At 60.4% G+C, this 4,559-nt stretch carries 3 protein-coding genes; 1 reads left to right on the forward strand and 2 read right to left on the reverse strand.

Features of this window, described 5'->3' with window-relative positions; genetic code table 11:
* Both CN311_RS18110 and CN311_RS18115 read right to left on the reverse strand, forming a co-directional pair.
* Nucleotides 1–250, reverse strand: a 250-nt coding sequence (locus tag CN311_RS18110; protein ID WP_097575119.1) for a hypothetical protein, incomplete at its 3' end; no start/stop codon positions are given.
* Between the two features lie 16 nt (nt 251–266).
* On the reverse strand, nt 267–2,819 hold the full coding sequence (locus CN311_RS18115) for a caspase family protein (RefSeq protein ID WP_097575117.1): 2,553 nt from the start codon (nt 2,817–2,819) through the stop codon (nt 267–269).
* Nucleotides 2,820–3,601: 782 nt separating this feature from the next.
* Between CN311_RS18115 and CN311_RS18120 the strand changes: the two genes are divergently transcribed.
* On the forward strand, nt 3,602–4,546 hold the full coding sequence (locus tag CN311_RS18120; protein WP_097575118.1) for a MurR/RpiR family transcriptional regulator: 945 nt from the start codon (nt 3,602–3,604) through the stop codon (nt 4,544–4,546).
* Nucleotides 4,547–4,559: the final 13 nt, after the last annotated feature.

Raw genomic sequence — 4,559 nt, forward strand, 5'->3', positions numbered from 1 at the left:
CTTCCTCAACCGGCTTGATCACGTTTTTCTTGACCACCCGTTTGGGGGCGGCCTTGACGACCTTTTGCTCTACAGATGTCCTGCGAACGACCTTTTGCTCAACAGGCACCCTGCGAACGACCTTCGGCGGCGAGGTCTCCACCAGCGGCGCCGGTTCGGGCGGCATCAAGGACGTGCAGCCTGTGAGCCCCGCCAGCATGCCAGCCAGGGTTGTTCCGACGATTGCTTGCTTGAATGTCCCGTGCACCATCTGCCCTCCTGATTGATTAAAACACGTCCCGACGCGGGTTGGCTTCTTCCCAGACCCGCCTGGCCGCGCCGACCAGTTGACTGTCCAGCGAACCGGATGCGGGGACCTTCGACCTGAGTTCCTGGCGCAGTTGCTTCAACGCCGTCGTTTTCACCTTCGTGCCGAATTTCGCGAGGTTCGTCCGGGCCTCAGGCAACTGATTGCGGGTGTCCAGCGCGGCCGCGAATGCCAGAAAACGGACGGCCGTGACCTGGTCGGCCTTTTCGCCCTTCTCCATTTCGAGAACCGCGCGATCGAAGGCACCGGACGGGTCGCCCCGCATGGTCGCCATCTCGAACAGTCTTTGCGCTTCCGCCGGGTTGCGCTCCACGCCCACACTGTCGCGATACATGCGCGCAAGGTTGCCCGGAGCATAGGGCTGGCCGAGTTCGGTGGCTTTCTGAAACAGGGCCACCGCCGTTTTCGGATTTTTCTCGACGCCCGCGCCTGACAGATAGTTCCGGGCAAGCAGGTTCATCGAATACATGTCCTGCCGCTCCACGCCAGCAGCCAGGAAAGCAACGGCGCGGGCCTGATCGGCGGTCACGCCGTTGCGGCCTTCGGTGAAGATCGCGCCGAGATCGTTCATGGCATAGGTGTGCCCCATCGCCGCCGCCTTGAGCAGCAGGTCCAGCCCCTTGGCCGTATCGCGCTCGACGCCGTAGCCATTGAACAAGGCACGGCCCCACGACGTCATCCCGTAGGGATCGCCCTTGTCGGCCGCAGCTGCGTAGAACGTGTTGGCCTGCTTGCGATCGACAGGCACGCCCGTTCCGGTCGCGTAGAGGTAGCCGAGTTCGAAAACGGCGCGGACGTGCCCCCTGTCGGCAGCCTGCTGGATGGCTTTCCTGGCCTGGTCGACTTTGCGGGCTGCAAGCAGCGCGCGCCCCAGTTCATAGCGGAAGCGCGGCACATCCGGATATGCCTTGACTGCTGCCTCGCAGAGCTTCACCGCATCAGTGCCGATTTCATTTGGCAGCAGGCCGGGGACGACGCCTTGCAGGTCGAGGGGTTCACCGGCGGCCGAGTCGCACGGATCGACGGCAGGCGACAGTTTCATCGTGGCGGGCTTGGATGCGGCGCTGCCGGCCCGGATTTCGAAGGCGACCTCGACCGTTTTGCCGGCTCCGATCTGGGGCTCATAGCGCAGCCGGTCGACCTCATCGGCCATCAGGCTCGAGTCGGGCGACAGGATCCGATCCGGCAGGGAGAGTGTTCCCGTTGCCGGATAGCTTGCAACTTTCAGGCTGACCGCGGGGTCCTGTGTCGGGAAATTCAGCTTCAGCGGAATCGGGCCGACGCCGACGGGAATGTCGATTTCCCGGTTTTCGATCGCCTCGGCGGCGCCGGTGATATGGATCCCCCGCTCCAGCACCTGCTGCTTCTGCTCGGCTTCGAGCGAGGCCATCACCTGTTCGCCCTGGGGTCCTTCGCCGCTCTTGATCCGGAACACCAGCATGCCCCTGGCTTCGCCGCCCCAATTGTCGCGTGCGGCATAGGCCAGCATATCCATCTCTTCCGTCGCGCCGATTCCCTTTGGGACATCCATCTGCAAACGCGGCAGGTCCTTGCCCTGGATCTGTTCTCCCGCCTCGACGACCTTGCCGTCCAGCATCAGGCGTCCGAGCGTGGGCGGTCTTTCGATGCTGACGGTGACTGTCCCACCGTCGATCTCGACCGGTTCGGGGAGATCCAGATTGATAGGCCCGGCTCCAGACAGCACAACCTTCTCCAGCACCGGCGGCAGCGATGGGCGGCTGCTGCGACGCATCAGAACGACGTCGTCGACCAGCGAAGAGTTCTCCCAGGGAACCTGCAGGCCCTTTGTCGCCTCAACCACATCCCGGCGCACGGCCGACATGACGGTGCGGATCTCCTGATTGGGGGCCAGCGCGCGACGAGCAAACGCTGATGAAAAAGGACTGAGGTCGCCGGCGCCGTCATAGGCAACGGCGCCAGGTTCGGTGGCAAATGCGATCAGCGTGTTCAGCGAGCTTCTTACTTGCGCCAGGCCGGCGCCGCTGGCGACAACAAGCTGATCCCTCAGCCAATAATCTTTGCGCGGGAATGGATTGTTGCGACAGGCATCGAGAATGATCACCTGGATTTTCGACTTCGAACGCATCTGCTGCAGCACGTCGTTCAGCTTGATTGCCTGGACCTCGACGTCGGCCGGCTGTTTCAGCGACGCGTCTACCGGGATCAGGAAATTTTCGCCGCCGATCTGAAAGCCGTGACCGGAATAGTAGACGACGGCGATGTCGGCGCCATCCACGGCGGCCAAATAGTTGCGGAACTGGTCTTCGAACTGCAGCTTGGTGAGATTGCTCGCAACGAACACCTCGAAACCAGCCTGCCGAAACGTATCGGATACGTCCGCCACATCCTTGGCCGGGTTCTTGAGGGCCGAGATTTCCCGATAGTCGGAATTGCCGATAACAAAGGCAACCCTTCGTTCGAGCGCGGACGCGTCGAAGGCCGCAAGGCTTGCGATAATGAGGGCTACAACGAAGCCGCAACGTCGGAGCATGGCAAATCCCTTAACCGCCGTTACCTCATGACCACAAGAATACAACTTGCGGTTCAAGGTCCGTTAGAGAGCATGCAACCTGCCGAGACACGACCCGGGAGAAAAGCCGCCACGACAGCGGACAAGCCCTCACCTGATCAATTGCTAAATTACATCAGAGGTGGGATGTCTGCAATGTATGTCACACAGGCTCGCCATTTCGGCTACTCGAACCCGTGATTGCGCAGGGATCGGGAGCGGGCGAATCCTGGGTTTATTTCGTGGCGCCGTGGGGGTTGCGGATGGAGTTGATCAGCTATCCCGACGGCAAGGTCTACGAGGCGGATGCGCCACAGCTTCTCTGGAGTCCGGCTCGCTGGCGGACCCCGCAGCATTTGGGACGCTCACCGTTCGTGGATTGATCGCGAACGGTGCAGTTCGTTGCAGGGATGCTAGATTAATGGATAACCGAACTGTTCCGAAATCGGATCGGCGGCCGGCCAAGAGCGAGCAGGAAGCGTAAGCAATCTTGACAATCCGTTCCGATAGTCGAGCCAAGCTACCTCGCTGGAAAATGCCTTTGATGCGCCCCGCCGATTTGCGGTATCGAACGCAAAGGCGGTACCGTAATTTGCTCGGGTCAATGAGCTCCTAAATCCGCTTGGTCATAAACGGTATGGGGGAAGTAAGTTGATGCAGCACACCGAAAGCGGGCGGTCGCGACGGAAGACGACGCGCGTGCCATCGCTCTCAGCCTCGGGCACGCGCCCACGTTGCGAGATCAATTCCTAGGGAGATAGTCAATGGCTCGCGATCAGTCGCAAGAAAATCACTCACTAAAACCTAATGATGGCGCGGTCATCCAAGGTGACAAGCGTAATGCACAAGACATTATCGGATTAATTGTTGACCGGCAGTCAGAGTTTTCCAAAACAAACCGCCGGATCGCGCACGCGATTTTGAGCGAGCCGCATAGTTTTGTCGAGAAACCCATCGAGGAACTCACCGCTTGGCTCGATGTATCTGCGCCAACCGTCACTCGGTTTTCCCGCATGCTCGGGTGTGACGGTTTAAAGGATCTCAAGCTTAAAATCATGGGATCGGTGCGCATCGGCATCCGTTATCTCGAACCCCAGACGCCGCCTGGATCTATCGCCGAGGTTGCGGAGCGCGTTAGCAAACGGGCACAGAAAACCATTGCGGACATGCACCACAACGTCGATCTCGAACGCGCTCAGGCAGTGGTCGACAAGATCAGTGTCTGTCACACGCTCTACGCATTCGGCAGCGGCGGCGTCTCCTCATGGCTCATCGAGGAGATCCAGAACCGCTTTTTCCGGCTGGGCATACGTGTCATCCCCTGTAACGATCACCAGATGCAATTCATGCTGGCGACAAGCGTGGAACGCACGGACGTCGTCATCTGCTGTTCGCTCACGGGCGCCAATAGCGAGCTTGAGAAGGCCGTATCCGTCGCTCGCGAATACGGAGCGATAACGATTGCTCTGACCCCAAGCGGAACACCTCTCGCCGCCGCGGTGGATGAGCTGCTGCCCATCGACGCCCCTCCCGACGAAGACATTCTGAGCCCGGCGTCAATCCGCTACGCTTACATGATCGCGATCGATATCATCTCCTACGGCGTCGCCATCGCTCGCAAGAACGCAGGCCGGGAAAAACTTCGCCGCCTCAAGCAGCAGCTGGCGATCGCGCGCGATGAGGCTCAGACCCAACCTCTGTGCGATTGATCCGAAGCGATGT

The organism is Mesorhizobium sanjuanii (assembly GCF_002529485.1).
GTDB lineage: Bacteria > Pseudomonadota > Alphaproteobacteria > Rhizobiales > Rhizobiaceae > Mesorhizobium > Mesorhizobium sanjuanii.